Raw genomic sequence first — 17,520 nt, forward strand, 5'->3', positions numbered from 1 at the left:
GGACCGTGCCCGACTCCAGCAGCCCCCTGAAGATTCTCGTCTACAGCGACAACGTCCAGACCCGGGAGCAGGTGATGCAAGCCCTGGGTAAACGGCTGCACCCCGACCTGCCCGAGTTGAGCTACGTCGAGATCGCAACCGGCCCGATGGTGATCCGGACGATGGACGAAGGCGGCATCGACCTCGCCATTCTCGACGGGGAAGCGACGCCGACGGGCGGTATGGGTATCGCCAAGCAGCTGAAGGACGAGTTGTCCAGCTGCCCGCCGATCCTGGTCCTCACCGGACGGCCGGACGACGCGTGGTTGGCCAACTGGTCACGCGCCGAGGCGGCGGTGCCGCATCCCCTCGACCCGATCGTGCTGGGTCGCACGGTGCTCAGCCTGCTGCGAGCGCTCACGCACTAGCCGCGGAGCTGAACCCGCGGGGCTTCTTCCTCTTCTTCTGCCCGAGCGTGAAACTCACCGGGGGCGATCGCCGGCCGCAACGTGGCCACGTTCTCGACGGCTTCCTCGTCCTGCGACGCGGCTTCCCCGGCCGGCTTGGCCGCCGCGCGTAGACCCGACTGCGGAATCCCGGATGCCGTCGCGGGAGCGGTTTGCGCCGGTGCCGCGCCCGGGGCCGCCTGCGCGGCGATGCCAGGTGCCGCCGTCGGCAGCACGGTCATCGCCGGCACCTCGGCCGCCGGCGTTTCGGCGGCGTCCGGTGCCTCCGCCGACACTTCTTCCGAGGTCTGCTCGACGGCCTTCTTCTCGGACTCTTCGGGGTCTCCGTACTTGGCGAGAACCGGCACCGACGGACTGTCGCCGAGCAACCCGGCCATGGCGAGGCCGCCCATCGCCATCGGCATCATGCCCATGCCGGCAAACCCCGGACTCGCGACTCCGGTATTCGCGGCGGTGGCCGCGGCACTGGTTGCGGCCGCGGGTGCTGCCGCGCCGCCGCCGGTGTATGCCGACGGGTCACCGGCGGTGTAGCTGGCCGGCGCCAGGCCCGCGTCGGCGCTTCCGACGCCCCCAGCAGCGCTCCCGCCGCCACCGCCGCCCGCCGCCGCGGCGGCACCGCCGGCGCCTACCGGTCCGGCAGCGGCCGGGGCGCCCCCGGCCGCGCCCGCCGCGGCGCCGGTCCCCGAACCCGCGTGCGCGGCTGCGCTGAGTCCGCCCGCCAGACCAGCGGTCAGCGCCGGGAAGCTCTGCAAAACCGTCTGCCACGGCACCACCTGCGCGGCCGCCGCCGCGGCGCCGGCGTAATACCCCGTCATCGCGCTCACATCCTGAGCCCACATCTCCTCGTAGATGCTCTCGGCCATCATTATCAACGGCGCGTTCTGCCCGAACAGATTCGACATCACCAGCTGCACGAACGCGTTGCGGTTCTGCTCCACTGCACTGGGGTGAATGGTGGCTGCGCGGGCCGCTTCGAAGGCACTGACGACAGTGCGCGCCTGGCTGGCGGCCCCCATCGATTGCGAGGACGCCGCCGCCAACCAACCGGCGTACGGCGCCGCAGCAGCCGCCATCGCCGCAGATGCCGCGCCCTGCCACGCCTGTCCCGCCAGGTTCGAGATCACCGAGCCGAAGGAGTCGGCGGCCGATGCCAGCTCCGCGGCCAGTCCGTCCCAGGCCGCAGCCGCCTGCAACATGGGACCGCTACCCGCGCCGAGGAACATTCGCAAGGAGTTGATCTCCGGCGGCAACGTGGGAAAGGTCACAGTTTTCGTCCTTCCAGATCGGCCGTCAGCGGTTGCTGCTGACCCGCAAGAACCCCGCAGCAGTCCAGTGGTAAGGGTAACAACTAGCGCTCCGCCGAGTCTGCCGGTCGAAAGAATCGGCCATATTTTGCCTGGTTAAGAGCGTCGGCAGGACCGTGCGGCACATTTCGGGGCCATGGGCCCACGCGGCGCGGTATCGACGCCGCCCACCTCGGCCGCCCGTCGCCCATGACTTGTCCAAGAGCTTGACCCCGGCCACGAGCTTCGGCCGTCGCGAGACTATGTTGAAGGTCACTGTGATGGCCCACATGCCCGGTCCGTCACAACCAGCCCAGCCACCGCCCTGGCCGCTGCGCGGGCGGCCCATACGACGGATCGTGGAGCGAGTTGAACGTCTACATACCCATCCTGGTGCTGGCGGCCATCGCCGCAGCCTTCGCCGTCGGCTCGGTATTCCTGGCCAGCATCACCGGCCCGACCCGCTTCAACAGGTCGAAGCTCGAGGCCTACGAGTGCGGGATCGAGCCGACGGACACCTCCGCGGGCGGTCCGAACGCCAGCGGTCAACGGTTTCCGATCAAGTACTACCTGACCGCGATGTTGTTCATCGTCTTCGACATCGAGATCGTGTTCCTCTATCCGTGGGCGGTCAGCTTCGACTCGCTGGGGACTTTCGCGCTGGTCGAGATGGTGGTGTTCATGCTGACGGTGTTCGTGGCCTATGCGTACGTGTGGCGCCGCGGCGGCCTGACGTGGGATTGAGGTAGCAAAGTGGGACTGGAAGAACAGCTGCCCGGCGGAATTCTGCTGTCGACAGTCGAGAAGGTGGCGGGCTATGTCCGCAAGAACTCGCTGTGGCCGGCGACGTTCGGACTGGCCTGCTGCGCGATCGAGATGATGGCGACGGCCGGCCCCCGATTCGACATCGCCCGGTTCGGGATGGAACGGTTCTCCGCGACGCCGCGCCAGGCCGACCTGATGATCGTCGCGGGACGGGTGAGCCAGAAGATGGCGCCGGTGCTGAGGCAGATCTATGACCAGATGGCCGAGCCCAAATGGGTTCTGGCAATGGGCGTGTGCGCCTCGTCGGGGGGAATGTTCAACAACTACGCGGTGGTCCAGGGCGTCGACCACATCGTGCCGGTGGACATCTACCTGCCCGGGTGCCCGCCGCGGCCCGAGATGCTGTTGTACGCAATCCTGAAGCTGCACGAGAAGATTCAGGAGATGCCGCTCGGCGTCAACCGGGAACGCGCAATCGCCGAAGCCGAAGAGGCGGCCATGTCGGCGCGCCCGACCATCGAAATGCGCGGACTGCTGCGATGAGCTCACCGGAAAAAGACCCGCAGGGTGCGGCGTTGACGCCCGGCGCCCCGAAGACGGATTTCCCGGCCGACGGGCAGGAAGTCATCGCCGTTCGCCACGGCATGTTCGGTGTTCGCGGCACCGGTGACACCTCCGGATACGGCCGGCTGGTGCGCGAGATCGCCCTGCCCGGCGACACCCCCCGCCCGTACGGTGGCTACTTCGACGACATCGCCGACCGACTGGGCGAGGCCCTGGCACGCGACGGCATCGAGTTCGACGACGCAATAGAGAAAGTCGTCGTCTACCGCGACGAGCTGACCCTGAACGTGCGCCGGGATCTGCTGCCGCAGGTGGCCCGGCGGCTGCGCGACGAACCGGAGTTGCGGTTCGAACTGTGTCTGGGTGTCAACGGGGTGCACTACCCGAACGAGACCGGGCGGGAACTGCACGCCGTCTACCCGTTGAAGTCGATCACCCACAACCGGCGGCTGCGGCTGGAAGTGTCTGCGCCGGACAGTGATCCGCACATCCCGTCGCTGTTCGACGTCTACCCGACCAACGACTGGCACGAGCGCGAAACCTACGACTTCTTCGGGATCATCTTCGACGGACATCCGTCGCTGACCCGCATCGAGATGCCCGACGACTGGCATGGGCATCCGCAGCGCAAGGACTACCCGCTAGGCGGAATCCCGGTCGAGTACAAGGGCGCGCAGATACCTCCGCCCGACGAGCGCAGGGGTTACAACTGATGAGCACAACCGAAACGCTCGTGGTCGCCGGCGGGCAGGACTGGGACAAGGTCGTCGACGCCGCCCGTAACGCGGACCCCGGCGAACGCATCGTCGTCAACATGGGTCCCCAGCATCCGTCCACCCACGGGGTGTTGCGGCTGATCCTCGAGATCGAGGGCGAGACGGTCACCGAGGCGCGCTGCGGAATCGGCTACCTGCACACCGGGATCGAGAAGAACCTCGAGTACCGCTACTGGACGCAGGGCGTCACCTTCGTGACCCGAATGGATTACCTGTCACCGTTTTTCAACGAAACGGCCTACTGCCTGGGCGTGGAGAAACTCCTCGGCATCACCGACGAGATCCCGGAGCGGGTCAATGTCATCCGGGTGATGATGATGGAACTTAACCGGATCTCCTCGCACCTGGTGGCGTTGGCGACCGGCGGCATGGAGCTGGGCGCCATGACACCGATGTTCGTCGGATTCCGGGGCCGCGAAATCATCCTCACCCTGTTCGAGCAGATCACCGGGCTGCGGATGAACAGCGCCTACATCCGTCCCGGCGGCCTGGCCCAGGATCTGCCGCCCAACGGGGTGGACGACATCGCCGAAGCGCTTCGGCAGCTCCGGCAACCGCTGCGCGAAATGGGCGACCTGCTCAACGAGAACGCGATCTGGAAAGCCCGCACCGAGGATGTCGGATACCTGGACCTGACCGGGTGCATGGCACTCGGTATCACCGGCCCGATCCTGCGTTCCACCGGGTTGCCGCACGACCTGCGCAAGAGTGAGCCGTACTGCGGCTACGAAGACTACGACTTCGACGTCATCACCGCCGACACCTGTGATGCGTACGGGCGCTACATCATTCGCGTCAAAGAGATGTGGGAGTCGATCAAGATCGTCGAACAGTGCCTGGACAAGCTCAAGCCCGGCCCGACCATGGTCGAGGACCGCAAGATCGCTTGGCCCGCAGACCTTTACGTCGGCCCCGACGGAATGGGCAACTCACCCGAGCACATCGCCAAGATCATGGGCGGTTCGATGGAAGCGTTGATCCACCATTTCAAGCTGGTCACCGAGGGCATCCGGGTGCCCGCCGGCCAGGTCTACGTGGCCGTCGAGTCACCACGCGGGGAACTCGGCGTGCACATGGTCAGCGACGGCGGCACCCGCCCCTACCGGGTGCACTACCGGGACCCGTCTTTCACCAACCTGCAGGCAGTGGCGGCGATGTGTGAGGGCGGCATGGTCGCGGACCTGATCACCGCCGTCGCCAGCATCGACCCGGTTATGGGCGGAGTGGACCGTTGAGCGAACCCAACGTATCCGGCAGTGGCGAACGGGTTTTCATCAGACTCGGACCGCCTCCCGAAGAACCCAACCAGTTCGTCGTGGAAGGCGCGCCGCAGTCGTATCCGCCGGAGGTCGAGTCCCGGCTGGAGCTCGAAGCCAAGGAGATCATCGGCAAGTACCCCAACCAGCGTTCGGCGCTGCTGCCGTTGCTGCACCTGGTGCAGGGCGAGGATTCCTACCTGACACCGGCCGGGCTGGAGTTCTGCGCGCGACAACTCGACCTCACCGGCGCCGAGGTTTCCGCGGTGGCCAGCTTCTACACGATGTACCGCCGCGGCCCCACCGGTGACTACCTGGTCGGTGTCTGCACCAACACGCTGTGCGCCGTGATGGGCGGCGACGCGATCTTCGAGGACCTCAAGGAACACCTGGGCATCGGCAACGACGAGACCACCTCCGACGGATCGGTCACCCTGCAGCACATCGAGTGCAACGCGGCCTGCGATTTCGCGCCGGTGGTGATGGTCAACTGGGAGTTCTACGACAACCAGACCGTCGAATCTGCGCGCGGGCTGGTGGATTCGCTGCGCTCCGGTGAGCCGGTGGCGCCCACCCGAGGGGCGCCGCTGTGCAAGTTCCGCGAGACCTCGCGCATCCTGGCGGGCCTGCGCGACGAACGCCCCGACGAAGGACAGGGCGGCGCCGGTGCGGCCACCCTGGCCGGGCTGCGGGTGGCGCGCGAGAACGACATGCAGGCGACCGCGGCCCCGGGAGCCGAGTCGTGACCACTCCGCTGACGCCGGTCATCAGCCGGTATTGGGATGACCCCGAATCGTTTTCGCTTGCGACGTACGAACGTCATGACGGCTACAAAGCCATGAAGAAAGCCCTGTCCATGGATCCCGACGACGTGATCGGGACGGTCAAGGACTCCGGGCTGCGCGGCCGTGGCGGCGCCGGCTTCTCCACCGGCACCAAATGGTCGTTCATCCCGCAGGGCGACACCGGTGCCGCCGCCAAGCCGCACTACCTGGTGGTGAACGCCGACGAGTCCGAACCCGGTACGTGCAAAGACATTCCGCTGATGCTGGCCACCCCGCACGTGCTCATCGAGGGTGTCATCATCGCCTCCTACGCGATCCGCGCCAGCCACGCGTTCATCTACGTGCGCGGCGAAGTGGTCCCGGTGTTGCGGCGCCTGCAGAACGCGGTGGCCGAGGCTTACGCCGCCGGATACCTGGGCCGCGACATCGGCGGATCCGGTTTCGACCTGGAGCTGGTGGTGCACGCCGGTGCGGGTGCCTACATCTGCGGCGAGGAGACCGCGCTGCTCGACTCGCTGGAAGGTCGCCGCGGCCAGCCGAGGCTGCGGCCGCCCTTTCCCGCCGTCGCCGGCCTCTACGGTTGCCCGACGGTGATCAACAACGTCGAGACCATCGCCAGTGTCCCGGCCATCATCCTCAACGGTGTCGACTGGTTCCGGTCCATGGGCAGCGAGAAATCGCCTGGCTTCACGCTGTATTCGCTGTCCGGCCATGTGACCAACCCGGGGCAGTACGAGGCGCCGCTGGGCATCACGCTGCGTGAGCTGCTCGACTATGCCGGCGGAGTCCGCGCCGGGCACCGGCTCAAATTCTGGACGCCGGGCGGCTCGTCCACCCCGCTGCTCACCGACGAACACCTCGATGTGCCATTGGATTACGAAGGTGTCGGCGCGGTGGGCTCGATGCTGGGCACCAAGGCGCTGGAGATATTCGACGAAACCACCTGTGTGGTAAGGGCGGTGCGGCGCTGGACCGAGTTCTACAAGCACGAGTCGTGCGGAAAGTGCACCCCGTGCCGGGAGGGCACCTTCTGGCTGGACAAGATCTACGCGAGGCTCGAAAACGGGCAGGGCACCCGTGAAGACCTCGACAAACTTCTCGATATCTCCGACGCGATCTTGGGAAAGTCGTTCTGCGCGTTGGGCGATGGCGCCGCCAGCCCGGTGATGTCGTCGCTGCAGCACTTCCGCGACGAGTACGTCGCACACGTCGAAAGAGGCGGATGCCCGTTCGACCCCCGAGACTCGATGCTCTCGCTGGACGGAAAGGCATGAGCTCCCGATGACCACGACCTCTGATGCGACCAACAAGACCGGCGACGGCCTGGCTCAGCCGGAGATGGTGTCCCTGACCATCGATGACGTCGAAATCAGCGTCCCCAAGGGCACTTTGGTGATTCGCGCCGCCGAGCTGATGGGCATCCAGATCCCCCGGTTCTGCGACCACCCGCTGCTCGACCCGGTCGGTGCGTGCCGCCAGTGCCTGGTCGAGGTGGAAGGTCAGCGCAAACCGCTGGCGTCGTGCACCACCGTGTGCACCGACGACATGGTGGTGCGCACCCAGCTGACCTCGCCGGCCGCCGACAAGGCCCAGCACGGCGTGATGGAACTGCTGCTGATCAACCATCCCCTGGACTGCCCGATGTGCGACAAGGGCGGCGAGTGCCCGCTGCAGAACCAGGCAATGTCCAACGGCCGCGCGGAATCTCGGTTCACCGACCCCAAACGTACCTTCGCCAAACCGATCAACATCTCTTCCCAGGTGCTGCTGGACCGCGAACGCTGCATCCTGTGCGCGCGCTGCACGCGGTTCTCCAGCCAGATCGCCGGCGACCCGTTCATCGACATGCAGGAGCGCGGCGCGCTGCAGCAGGTCGGCATCTACGCCAACGAACCGTTCGACTCCTACTTCTCCGGCAACACCGTGCAGATCTGCCCGGTGGGCGCGCTGACCGGGACCTCCTACCGGTTCCGGGCCCGGCCGTTCGACCTGGTCTCGAGCCCCAGCGTGTGCGAGCACTGCGCGGGGGGCTGCGCCGAGCGCACCGACCACCGCCGCAACAAGGTGATGCGCCGGCTGGCCGGCGACGACCCCGAGGTCAATGAGGAATGGATCTGCGACAAGGGCCGCTGGGCCTTCACCTACGCCACGCAACGCGACGTGCTCACCACGCCGCTGATCCGGGACTCCTCCGGGGAGCTGGTGCCGGCGTCGTGGTCGCACGCGATCGTCGCGGCGGTACAGGGACTGCAAGCCGCGCGCGGTAACACCGGCGTGCTGGTCGGCGGACGGGTGACCTGGGAGGACGCCTACGGCTATGCCAAGTTCGCGCGAATTGTATTGAATACCAACGACATCGACTTCCGCGCCCGGCCCTACTCGGCCGAGGAGACCGATTTCCTGACAGCGCGCATCGCCGGGCGCCCGATCACGGTCAGCTTCTCCGACCTGGAATCGGCGCCGGTGGTTCTGCTGGTCGGATTCGAGCCCGAAGACGAGTCGCCCTCGGTGTTCCTGCGGCTGCGCAAGGGTGCGCGCAAGAACAACGTCCCCGTGTACGCCATCGCACCGTTCGCCACCCGGTCGCTGAAGAAGATGTCGGGCCGGTTGCTGCAGACCGCACCGGGCGCCGAACCGCAGGCGCTGGACGGCCTGGCGACCGGAGAGTTGGGTGACCTGCTCAGCACGCCCGGCGCGGTCATCATGGTCGGGGAACGTCTGGCCACCGTGCCCGGCGGATTGTCTGCCGCGGCCCGACTGGCCGACGCCACCGGCGCGCGGCTGGCCTGGGTGCCGCGGCGCGCCGGGGAACGCGGGGCGCTGGAAGCCGGAGCCCTGCCCGGACTGCTGCCCGGAGGGCGTCCCGTCGCCGACGACGCCGCCCGCGACCAGGTCCGCGCTGCCTGGCATGTGGACGAATTGCCTTCCACCCCAGGGCGCGACGTCGACGGCATCCTGGCGGCCGCGTCCGACGGGACACTGGGCGCCCTGCTCGTCGGCGGCATCGAACCCGGCGACTTCGCCGACCCGGCCGCGGTTTTGAACGCACTCGACGCGGCGCCGTTCGTCGTCAGCCTCGAATTGCGGCACAGCGAGGTCACCGAGCGGGCCGACGTGGTGTTCCCGGTCGCGCCCACCACGCAGAAAGCCGGCGCATTCGTCAACTGGGAAGGTCGCTACCGCGGCTTCGAACCCGTCTTCCGCGGCACTACCCTGCAGGCCGGGCAATCCGACCACCGGGTGCTCGACACCCTGGCCGACGAGATGGGCATCTACCTCGGCTGCGCCAGCGTCGAGTCGGCCCGCGAAGAACTGGCGGCACTGGGCAGCTGGGACGGTAAGCACGCCGCCGCGCCGCGCGTCGAGGCCGGCGAACCCGCACAACCCGACGCGGGGGAAGCGGTGCTGACCGGTTGGCGGTTGCTGCTGGACGCCGGTCGAGGCCAAGACGGCGAGCCGCATCTGGCCGGAACCGCGCGCAAACCCGCGGTTCGGTTGTCGCCGGCCACCGCGGCCGAGATCGGTGCCGCCGCCGGCGAATCCGTCACCGTCAGTACCGCGCGCGGCTCGATCACGTTGCCGCTCAACATCACCGACATGCCCGACCGGGTGGTGTGGCTGCCACTGAACTCACCCGGTTCGGCGGTGCACCGAGAGCTGGGCGTGACGATCGGCAGCGTCGTCAAGATCGGAGCGGGAGAATGACCGGACTGGGCGCCTTCGGACACGACACCTGGTGGCTGGTGCTGGGCAAGGCGCTTTTCATCTTCGCGTACCTGGTGTTGACGGTGCTGGTGGGCATCCTGCTGGAACGCAAGATCCTGGGTTATATGCAGTTGCGGCCCGGGCCGAACCGGGCGGGACCGTGGGGCACGCTGCAGAGCCTGGCCGACGGCGTCAAGCTGGCACTGAAGGAAAGCATCACCCCCAAGGGCATCGACTGGTTCGTGTATTTCGCGGCACCGGCCATCTCGGCGATTCCGGCGTTCACCGCGTTCGCTTTCATTCCGATGGGTCCCGAGGTGTCGGTCTTCGGCCACTGGACTCCGTTGCAGCTGACGGATCTTCCGGTCGCTGTGCTGTTCATCCTGGGCCTGTCGGCGATCGGTGTGTACGGGATCGTGCTGGGCGGTTGGGCGTCGGGTTCGACCTATCCCCTGCTCGGTGGTGTTCGCTCGACCGCCCAGGTCATCTCCTACGAGGTGGCGATGGGGTTGTCCTTCGCGGCGGTGTTCCTGTTCGCCGGCACCATGTCGACGTCACAGATCGTCGCCGCCCAGGACCGGGTCTGGTACATCTTTCTGCTGCTGCCGTCGTTTTTGACCTACCTGATCTCGATGGTGGGCGAGACCAACCGGGCGCCTTTCGACCTGCCCGAAGCCGAGGGTGAACTCGTCGCGGGTTTCCACACCGAGTATTCGTCGCTGAAGTTCGCGATCTTCATGCTCGCCGAGTACGTGAACATGACGACGGTCTCTGCGCTGGCCGCCACCATGTTCCTGGGCGGCTGGCACGCCCCGTGGCCGATCAATCTCTGGGACGGGGCCAACCACGGTTGGTGGCCACTGCTGTGGTTCACCGGCAAGGTGTGGTTGTTCCTGTTCATCTACTTCTGGCTGCGGGCCACGCTGCCCCGATTCCGGTACGACCAGTTCATGGCGCTGGGCTGGAAGCTGCTGATCCCGGTTTCGCTGGGCTGGATCATGATCGCAGCCGTCATCCGCTGGTCGCGTAATCAGGGATTCGAGCATTGGACCACGCTGCTCGTGGTCAGCAGCCTGGTCGTCGGGGTGGTGTTGCTGCTGACGCTGCGTAAGCCGTTCAGCGCGCCCAGTCCGCGGGCACGAGAGCGGCGGCGCCGCAGGGAACTCGACGAGAGCCCGGCCGAACCGGCGTTCCCCGTTCCGCCGCTGCCCTTGAAGAAACTCGAACAGCCAGTTGGTGCGAGCAAGGAGACGGCACGTGGCTAAAATTCTGGACGCCCTGGCCGGATTCAAGGTGACGTTCACCTCGATGTTCAAGAAGAACATCACCGAGGAATACCCGGAGAAGCCCGGCCCGGTCGCGCCGCGCTACCACGGACGTCATCAGCTCAACCGCTATCCCGACGGGCTGGAGAAATGCATCGGCTGCGAGTTGTGCGCCTGGTCCTGCCCTGCCGACGCGATCTACGTCGAGGGGGCCGACAACACCGAGGAGGCGCGGTTCTCGCCGGGTGAACGCTACGGGCGGGTGTATCAGATCAACTATCTGCGGTGCATCGGCTGCGGCCTGTGCATCGAAGCCTGCCCCACCCGGGCGCTGACCATGACCAACGACTACGAGCTGGCCGACGACAATCGCGCCGACCTGATCTACGAGAAAGACCGCCTGCTGGCCCCGCTGTTGCAGGACATGCTGGCCCCGCCGCATCCCAGGACCGAAGGCGCCACCGACAAGGACTACTACCTGGGCAACGTGACCGCGAACGGTCTGCGGCAGAACCAGGAAGTCGGGGATGCCCGGTGATCAGCTATCTGGCGGCCGACGCGCTTGTTCGCACCTCCACCGGCGAAGCGGTGATGTTCTGGGTGCTGGGCACCGTGGCGTTGATCGGCGCGCTCGGCGTGGTGCTGGCCGTCAACGCCGTGTACTCGGCGATGTATCTGGCGATGACGATGCTCATCCTGGCGGTGTTCTACATCGCCCAGGACGCGCTGTTCCTCGGCGTCGTTCAAGTCGTGGTGTACACCGGCGCGGTGATGATGTTGTTCCTGTTCGTGCTGATGCTGATCGGCGTCGACTCAGCCGAGTCGCTGAAGGAGACACTGCGCGGACAGCGGATCGCCGGCGTGGCGACCGGCGTCGGATTCGGCGTCCTGCTGATCGCGGCGATCGGCAACGTGGCGACCGGCGGCTTTTCCGGTCTGAGCGCCGCAAATTCCGGCGGCAACGTCGAAGGCCTTGCCGCACTGATCTTTTCCCGCTACCTGTGGGCGTTCGAGCTCACCAGCGCGCTGTTGATCACCGCCGCGGTCGGGGCCATGATCCTGGCGCACCGTGAGCGGTTCGAGCGCCGCAAGACCCAGCGCGAACTCGCCGAGGAACGCTTCCGTCCCGGCGGGCGCGCGACTCCGCTGCCCAACCCGGGCGTCTACGCGCGGCACAACGCCGTCGACGTGGCCGCGCTGCTACCCGACGGCTCCTACTCGGAGTTGTCGGTCTCGAAGATCCTGCGCACTCGCGGTGCCGACGGACTCGAAACCCCGTCCCCCGAATCCGTCAAGGGAACCCGATCGTGAATCCGGCCAACTACCTTTACCTTTCGGCACTGCTGTTCACCATCGGGGCTTCCGGTGTGCTGCTGCGGCGCAACGCGATCGTCATGTTCATGTGCGTCGAGCTGATGCTCAACGCGGTCAATCTCGCGTTCGTCACCTTCGCGCGCATGCACGGCAAGCTGGACGGGCAGATGATCGCGTTCTTCACGATGGTGGTCGCCGCGTGCGAGGTGGTGATCGGCCTGGCCATCATCATGACGATTTTCCGTGCCCGCAAATCGGCGTCGGTCGACGACGCGAATCTACTCAAAGGCTGACACGCCAAGATGATTCACTACACCTGGCTGCTGGTGGCGCTCCCCCTGGCAGGTGCCACCATTCTGCTGTTCGGCGGTAGGCGCACCGACGCCTGGGGACATTGGCTGGGCACCCTGGCCGCGCTTTCCTCGTTCGGTGTCGGCGTGGCGCTGCTGACCGACCTGCTGGGTCGTGCCGCCGAAGACCGCACCATCCACCAGACCGTGTTCAGCTGGATTCCCGTGGGTGGTCTGCAAGTCGACTTCGGGCTGCAGATCGACCAGCTGTCAATGTGTTTCGTACTGCTGATCTCCGGCGTCGGATCGCTGATCCACATCTATTCGGTCGCCTACATGGCCGAAGATCCCGATCGTCGCAGATTCTTCGGCTACCTCAACCTGTTCCTGGCTTCGATGCTGCTGCTGGTGGTGGCGGACAACTACATGTTGCTCTACGTCGGCTGGGAAGGCGTCGGCCTGGCGTCGTATCTGCTGATCGGCTTCTGGTACCACAAGCCGTCGGCGGCCACGGCGGCCAAGAAGGCGTTCGTGATGAACCGGGTCGGGGATGCCGGCCTGGCGCTGGCCATGTTCTTGATGTTCGCCACCTTCGGCACGGTGTCCTACAGCGGCGTGTTCGCCGACGCTCACTCGGCTAGCACCGGGGTGCTGAACGCGATGGGGTTGCTGTTGCTGCTGGGTGCCTGCGCCAAATCCGCCCAGGTTCCGCTGCAGGCCTGGCTGGGCGACGCGATGGAAGGCCCCACCCCGGTGTCGGCGCTGATCCACGCCGCCACCATGGTGACCGCCGGTGTCTACCTGATCGTGCGGTCCAACCCGGTGTTCAACCTGGCTCCCGGCGCGCAACTCGCCGTCGTCATCGTCGGCGCCGTCACCCTGATGCTGGGCGCATTCATCGGCTGCGCCAAGGACGACATCAAGCGTGCCCTGGCCGCGTCGACGATGAGCCAGATCGGCTACATGGTGCTGGCCGCCGGCCTCGGCCCGGCGGGTTACGCGTTCGCGATCATGCACCTGCTCACCCACGGCTTCTTCAAGGCCGGGCTGTTCCTCGGATCCGGCTCCATCATTCACGCCATGCACGAAGAGCAGGACATGCGTCGCTACGGCGCGCTGCGTTCGGCTCTCCCGGTCACGTTCATCACCTTCGGGCTCGGATACCTGGCCATCATCGGTGTGCCGCCGTTCGCGGGCTTCTTCTCCAAGGACGCGATTATCGAGGCCGCGCTGGGTTCCGGTGGCGTCCGCGGTTATGTCCTCGGCGGGGCGGCCCTGCTGGGCGCCGGCATCACCGCGTTCTACATGACGCGGGTGATGCTGATGACCTTCTTCGGCAAGAAGCGTTGGGCGCCTGGGTCGCACCCGCACGAAGCGCCGGCGTTGATGACGGGGCCGATGATCCTGCTGGCGTTCGGTTCGGTGTTCTCCGGCGCCTTGTTCGCCATCGGCGGCACGCTCAAGCACTGGCTCGAGCCGGTGGTCGGCGCGCACGAAGAGGCCGGGCACGCGATACCGGCTTGGGTCAGCACATCACTGGCCCTCGGTGTCGTGGTGGTCGGCATCGCGGTGGCTTACCGGAGGTACGGCGGCAAGGCCGAGATCCCGCGGGTGGCTCCGGCTCAGGTGTCGGTGTTGACGACGGCCGCGCGGGCCGACGGTTACGGCGACGCCTTCAACGAGGAGGTCTTCATGCGCCCCGGTGCGCAACTGACGCACGCGACGGTCGCCGTCGACAATGCCGGTGTGGACGGGTCGGTCAACGCGCTGGCCGCGTTGGTGGGCCGAACGTCGAATCGCCTGCGCGGCATGCAAACCGGCTTCGCCCGTAACTACGCGTTGTCGATGCTGTTGGGCGCGGCCGTGTTGGCCGGAGCGTTGTTGGCGGTGAACCTGTGGTGAACTTTCCTTGGCTGAGCGCACTGTGGCTGCTGCCGCTGGCCGGTTCGGTGCTGATCATCCTGCTCCCCCCGGGTCTGCGGCGGCTGGCCAAGTGGACGGGTTTGGTGGTCAGCATTGCGACGCTGGCGCTGTCGCTCGTCGTCGTGATCGGTTTCGAGCCGGGCGGCAAGACCTACCAGTTCGTCGAATCACATGAGTGGATACCGGCTTTCGGCGCCGGCTACACCTTGGGTGTGGACGGCATCGCGCTGATCCTGGTGCTGCTGACCACGGTGCTGATTCCGCTGCTGCTGATCGCGGGCTGGAATGACGGGGGTGACAGCCCGCGCGGCGTGCACGCCTACGCCGCGCTGACATTGGCCATCGAATCGATGGTGCTGATCTCGGTGGTGGCGCTGGACGTGTTGCTGTTCTACGTCTTCTTCGAGGCGATGCTCATCCCGATGTACTTCCTGATCGGCGGGTTCGGCCAGGGCGCCGGACGCTCCCGCGCCGCGGTGAAGTTCTTGCTGTACAACCTGTTCGGCGGGCTGATCATGCTGGCCGCGGTGATCGGGTTGTACATCGTGACCGCGCAGCACGGGGGCGGCGGCACCTTCGACTTCCGCGAGATCGTCACCGGCGTGCAGTGGGGCCGCTACAGCAACGTCGACCCCGCGGTCTTCAAGGCGCTGTTCCTGGGATTCATGTTCGCGTTCGCGGTCAAGGCGCCGCTGTGGCCGTTCCACCGCTGGCTGCCCGACGCCGCGGTCGAGTCGACCCCGGCGACCGCGGTGTTGATCACGGCGGTGATGGACAAGGTCGGCACCTTCGGAATGCTGCGCTACTGCCTGCAGTTGTTCCCGGACGCCTCAACATATTTCCGGCCGGTGATCGTGACGCTGGCCATCATCGGGGTGATCTACGGCGCCATCGCGGCGATCGGTCAGACCGACATGATGCGCCTGATCGCCTACACCTCGATCTCACACTTCGGGTTCATCATCGCCGGCATCTTCGTGATGACCAGCCAAGGCCAGAGCGGGTCCACGCTCTACATGCTCAACCACGGCATCTCCACCGCGGCGGTGTTCCTGATCGCCGGCTTCCTGGTCTCCCGTCGCGGCAGCCGATTGATCGCCGACTACGGCGGCGTGCAGAAGGTGGCCCCGATCCTGGCGGGCACGTTCCTGGTGTCCTGCATGGCCACCCTCTCGCTACCCGGCCTGGCGCCGTTCGTCAGCGAATTCCTGGTCCTGCTGGGCACTTTCAACCGTTACTGGCTGGCCGCGGCGTTCGGCGTGACAGCGTTGGTGCTGGCGGCCATCTACATGCTGTGGCTGTATCAGCGGGTGATGACCGGTCCGGTGGCCGCGGGCAACGACAAGATCCGCGACCTGGCGGGCCGCGAAATGATCGTCGTCGCACCGCTTATCGCCCTGCTACTGGTGCTCGGGGTCTACCCCAAGCCGGTACTGGACGTCGTCAACCCCGCCGTCGACAACACCATGCGCACCATCGGCCAGCATGATCCCGCGCCCACCGTGCCCATGACCGGCGCAACCCGGCGAGCCGAAGGACCGCACCGATGATCAAGGCCCCGCACGTCGAATACTTCCTGCTGTCACCGATGTTCATCGTCTTCGGTGTGGCGATCGCCGGTGTGTTGATAGAGGCGTTCCTGCCACGGCGCATCCGCTACGGCGCCCAGGTGGCGCTCACCCTCGGCGGGCTCGTCGCGGCTCTCGTCGCCGTCGTCGCGGTGGCCAGGTCGATCCCCGCGTCCGGCCTCAGTGCGGTGGTCGACTCGATCGCCGTCGATCGACCGGCACTGTTCCTGCAAGGCACCGTGCTGTTGGTCGCGGTGTTGGCGGTCATCTTCATGGCCGAACGCAGCGCGCACGTCGCATCCAGAACCAAGGTCGCGGTGGCCGCCGGGCTGGATTCCTTTACCCCGCAGGCATCGTCGGTTCCCGGCAGCGACACCGAACGCGAAGCGGAGCGGGCCGGGGCCGCGCAGACCGAGCTGTTCCCCCTGGCAATGCTGTCGGTCGGCGGCATGATGGTGTTCCCCGCCTCCAACGACCTGCTGACGATGTTCGTCGCGCTGGAAGTGTTGTCGCTGCCGCTGTACCTGATGTGCGGGTTGGCCCGGCACCGCCGGCTGCTGTCCCAGGAATCGGCGCTGAAATACTTCCTGCTCGGGGCGTTCTCGTCGGCGTTCTTCCTCTACGGGGTGGCGTTGCTGTACGGGGCCACGGGCACGCTGACCCTGACCGGTATCCGCGATTCGCTTGCCGCGCAGAGCGATACGACGATGGCGTTGGCCGGCGTCGCGCTGTTGGCGGTGGGCCTGCTGTTCAAGGTCGGTGCCGTCCCGTTCCATTCCTGGATTCCCGACGTGTACCAGGGCGCCCCCACCCCGATCACCGGGTTCATGGCGGCGGCCACCAAGGTTGCCGCGTTCGGCGCGCTGGTGCGGGTCGTGTACGTCGCGTTGCCGCCGCTGCACGCCGACTGGCGGCCGGTGCTGTGGGGCATCTCGATCCTGACCATGGCCGTCGGCACCGTCACCGCGGTGAACCAGACCGACGTCAAGCGGATGCTGGCCTATTCCTCGGTCGCACACGTGGGTTTCATCCTCACCGGTGTGATCGCCGACAACTCCGCCGGCCTGTCGGCGACGTTGTTCTATCTGGTTGCCTACAGTTTCAGCACGGTCGGTGCGTTCGCGATCGTCGGGCTGATCCGGGACGCCGACGGGGTGGAGGACGCTTCGCTCGCCAACTGGGCCGGCCTCGGTCAACGCAGTCCCATTGTGGGCGTGATGCTTTCGATGTTCCTGCTGGCGTTCGCCGGCATCCCGTTGACAAGCGGGTTCATCAGCAAGTTCGCGGTGTTCCGGGCGGCCGCCGAGGGTGGCGCTGTGCCGTTGGTGATCATCGGTGTCATCTCCAGCGGCGTGGCCGCCTACTTCTACGTGCGGGTCATCGTGTCGATGTTCTTCACCGAGCCGACCGACCACACTCCTCAGGTCGCGGAGCCCGGCATTCTGAGCAAGATCGCCATCGCGGCATGTGCTCTGGTGACCGTCGCCTTGGGCGTCTTCCCGCAGCCGGTGCTCGACCTGGCCGCGCAGGCGGGCCAGTTGCTGCACTGATTCACGTAGGCCAGGCCGGACCCCGATCAC

15 protein-coding genes and 1 pseudogene are annotated in these 17,520 nt (G+C 66.7%); 15 read left to right on the top strand and 1 reads right to left on the bottom strand.

The genetic code is table 11. The annotated features are described in order from the left end of the window. Window positions 1–5: 5 nt before the first annotated feature. Complete coding sequence (locus tag AC5Y46_RS20600; RefSeq protein WP_499946383.1) at window positions 6–407, top strand: Rv3143 family two-component system response regulator; 402 nt, start codon at window positions 6–8, stop codon at window positions 405–407. Here AC5Y46_RS20600 and AC5Y46_RS20605 read toward each other — a convergent pair. Continuing rightward, entirely contained in the window at window positions 404–1,711 is a 1,308-nt protein-coding gene (locus AC5Y46_RS20605) for a PPE family protein (protein ID WP_499946384.1), read from the bottom strand. The two genes, AC5Y46_RS20600 and AC5Y46_RS20605, sit on opposite strands and share 4 nt — an antisense overlap. A 387-nt stretch (window positions 1,712–2,098) precedes the next feature. On the opposite strand from AC5Y46_RS20605, the gene AC5Y46_RS20610 reads away from it, so the two are divergent. The 14 genes and pseudogenes from AC5Y46_RS20610 to nuoN all read left to right on the top strand — a co-directional run bounded on the left by AC5Y46_RS20610 (window position 2,099) and on the right by nuoN (window position 17,490). Beyond that, the gene (locus AC5Y46_RS20610) at window positions 2,099–2,473 is read left to right on the top strand and encodes an NADH-quinone oxidoreductase subunit A (protein WP_499946385.1); all 375 of its coding nucleotides are present in this window, start codon (window positions 2,099–2,101) and stop codon (window positions 2,471–2,473) included. A 9-nt stretch (window positions 2,474–2,482) separates the two neighbouring features. Beyond that, window positions 2,483–3,037, top strand: coding sequence for a NuoB/complex I 20 kDa subunit family protein (locus AC5Y46_RS20615; protein WP_499946386.1), 555 nt, complete (start codon window positions 2,483–2,485; stop codon window positions 3,035–3,037). Further along, complete coding sequence (locus tag AC5Y46_RS20620; protein WP_499946387.1) at window positions 3,034–3,771, top strand: NADH-quinone oxidoreductase subunit C; 738 nt, start codon at window positions 3,034–3,036, stop codon at window positions 3,769–3,771. The genes AC5Y46_RS20615 and AC5Y46_RS20620 overlap by 4 nt, the downstream gene beginning before the upstream one ends. Then, on the top strand, window positions 3,771–5,069 hold the full coding sequence (gene nuoD / locus AC5Y46_RS20625) for an NADH dehydrogenase (quinone) subunit D (protein ID WP_499946388.1): 1,299 nt from the start codon (window positions 3,771–3,773) through the stop codon (window positions 5,067–5,069). Before AC5Y46_RS20620 ends, nuoD begins: the two co-directional genes overlap by 1 nt. Continuing rightward, window positions 5,066–5,836 (top strand): NADH-quinone oxidoreductase subunit NuoE, encoded by a 771-nt coding sequence (gene nuoE, locus AC5Y46_RS20630; RefSeq protein WP_499946389.1) that lies wholly within the window; start codon window positions 5,066–5,068, stop codon window positions 5,834–5,836. Before nuoD ends, nuoE begins: the two co-directional genes overlap by 4 nt. Further along, window positions 5,833–7,149, top strand: a complete 1,317-nt coding sequence (gene nuoF / locus AC5Y46_RS20635) for an NADH-quinone oxidoreductase subunit NuoF (RefSeq protein ID WP_499946390.1) — start codon at window positions 5,833–5,835, stop codon at window positions 7,147–7,149. The genes nuoE and nuoF overlap by 4 nt, the downstream gene beginning before the upstream one ends. Before the next feature lie 7 nt (window positions 7,150–7,156). Further along, window positions 7,157–9,580, top strand: coding sequence for an NADH-quinone oxidoreductase subunit G (locus tag AC5Y46_RS20640; protein ID WP_499992738.1), 2,424 nt, complete (start codon window positions 7,157–7,159; stop codon window positions 9,578–9,580). 5 nt (window positions 9,581–9,585) lie between these two features. Further along, complete coding sequence (nuoH, locus tag AC5Y46_RS20645) at window positions 9,586–10,845, top strand: NADH-quinone oxidoreductase subunit NuoH (protein ID WP_499946397.1); 1,260 nt, start codon at window positions 9,586–9,588, stop codon at window positions 10,843–10,845. Then, a pseudogene (gene nuoI, locus AC5Y46_RS20650) lies at window positions 10,829–11,383 on the top strand (NADH-quinone oxidoreductase subunit NuoI); the annotation flags it as partial. The gene nuoH and the pseudogene nuoI, both read left to right, overlap by 17 nt. Continuing rightward, window positions 11,380–12,156 carry an NADH-quinone oxidoreductase subunit J gene (locus tag AC5Y46_RS20655; protein ID WP_499946392.1) on the top strand — a complete coding sequence of 259 codons (777 nt, stop codon included), beginning with the start codon at window positions 11,380–11,382 and terminating at the stop codon, window positions 12,154–12,156. The pseudogene nuoI and the gene AC5Y46_RS20655, both read left to right, overlap by 4 nt. After that, window positions 12,153–12,452 (top strand): NADH-quinone oxidoreductase subunit NuoK, encoded by a 300-nt coding sequence (gene nuoK, locus AC5Y46_RS20660; RefSeq protein ID WP_055580875.1) that lies wholly within the window; start codon window positions 12,153–12,155, stop codon window positions 12,450–12,452. Before AC5Y46_RS20655 ends, nuoK begins: the two co-directional genes overlap by 4 nt. Window positions 12,453–12,461: 9 nt before the next feature. Beyond that, window positions 12,462–14,351 carry an NADH-quinone oxidoreductase subunit L gene (gene nuoL, locus AC5Y46_RS20665; RefSeq protein WP_499946393.1) on the top strand — a complete coding sequence of 630 codons (1,890 nt, stop codon included), beginning with the start codon at window positions 12,462–12,464 and terminating at the stop codon, window positions 14,349–14,351. Further along, the gene (locus AC5Y46_RS20670) at window positions 14,345–15,922 is read left to right on the top strand and encodes an NADH-quinone oxidoreductase subunit M (RefSeq protein ID WP_499992741.1); all 1,578 of its coding nucleotides are present in this window, start codon (window positions 14,345–14,347) and stop codon (window positions 15,920–15,922) included. The genes nuoL and AC5Y46_RS20670 overlap by 7 nt, the downstream gene beginning before the upstream one ends. Then, window positions 15,919–17,490, top strand: coding sequence for an NADH-quinone oxidoreductase subunit NuoN (nuoN, locus tag AC5Y46_RS20675; protein ID WP_499946973.1), 1,572 nt, complete (start codon window positions 15,919–15,921; stop codon window positions 17,488–17,490). Before AC5Y46_RS20670 ends, nuoN begins: the two co-directional genes overlap by 4 nt. The last annotated feature ends 30 nt before the right edge of the window (window positions 17,491–17,520 follow it).

The sequence above is a fragment of the Mycobacterium sp. NGS59 genome (assembly GCF_059812345.1).

Excerpts from the sequence above, each read along its gene's own strand:
- AC5Y46_RS20620 (WP_499946387.1), top strand. The coding sequence starts at position 3,034 with ATGAGCTCACCGGAAAAAGACCCGCAGGGTGCGGCGTTGACGCCCGGC.
- nuoN (WP_499946973.1), top strand. The coding sequence starts at position 15,919 with ATGATCAAGGCCCCGCACGTCGAATACTTCCTGCTGTCACCGATGTTC.
- nuoL (WP_499946393.1), top strand. The coding sequence starts at position 12,462 with ATGATTCACTACACCTGGCTGCTGGTGGCGCTCCCCCTGGCAGGTGCC.
- nuoD (WP_499946388.1), top strand. The coding sequence starts at position 3,771 with ATGAGCACAACCGAAACGCTCGTGGTCGCCGGCGGGCAGGACTGGGAC.
- AC5Y46_RS20640 (WP_499992738.1), top strand. The coding sequence starts at position 7,157 with ATGACCACGACCTCTGATGCGACCAACAAGACCGGCGACGGCCTGGCT.